The organism is Psychrobacter sp. T6-1 (assembly GCF_052258445.1).
Map to the genome: position 1 here is coordinate 1 of NZ_JBQQFC010000705.1, position 693 is coordinate 693.

At 47.3% G+C, this 693-nt stretch carries 1 protein-coding gene and 1 pseudogene; both read right to left on the reverse strand.

All coding sequences use genetic code 11. The features are described 5' to 3' along the window. Positions 1 to 182: pseudogene (locus tag ACTXGO_RS15525) on the reverse strand (deoxyguanosinetriphosphate triphosphohydrolase); the annotation flags it as partial. Between the two features lie 139 nt (positions 183 to 321). Further along, positions 322 to 693, reverse strand: a 372-nt coding sequence (locus tag ACTXGO_RS15530) for a DUF933 domain-containing protein (protein ID WP_443575150.1), incomplete at its 5' end; no start/stop codon positions are given.

A 693-nucleotide genomic window follows, 5' to 3' on the forward strand; every position in this document is an offset into this window, starting at 1 on the left:
TGCGTCTTTTGGTTGAGCTGACGAAAGGAGTGCGAGAACACCAGCCTGTCATAGTCTTTGTGAAAGGAGGAGCGCGCACTATCTTGTACAGGCGCTTGGCTTTTACTACCCAAGCGCTGGGCACTAAATAGACATGCCCAGTGGTCGCTTGCGCTGCGTGGCTTAGGGTTTGCATCCGTCATTTATTATCCATTTTATCTAAATTGTAGTTATTGTTACGCCTTAGTATAATAAAAAAGCCAGCACTTAGGCTGACTTTTGGTTGTTCTGTGTCATAACTGGCGATGTTACGACTGTCACTGCTATAAACGAATAAAATAATTAGACGTTAAAACGGAAATGCATCACATCGCCATCTTGGACGATATAGGTTTTACCTTCTAGGCGAGATTTGCCCGCGGCAGCAGCGCCTTTTTCGCCATTATATTCGATGAAATCATCATAGGCGATGACTTCTGCGCGAATAAAGCCACGCTCAAAGTCGGTATGAATGACGCCAGCGGCTTGCGGTGCGGTTGCGCCAACCTCAACTGTCCACGCCCGCACTTCCTTGACGCCTGCGGTAAAGTAAGTCTGCATATCGAGCAAGTCATAGCCGCCACGAATCACCTGATCGAGACCCGCCTCGTCCATACCCATATCTTCTAAGAAGTCTTTTTTGTCATCTTCATCGAGCTGCGCAATTTCAGATTC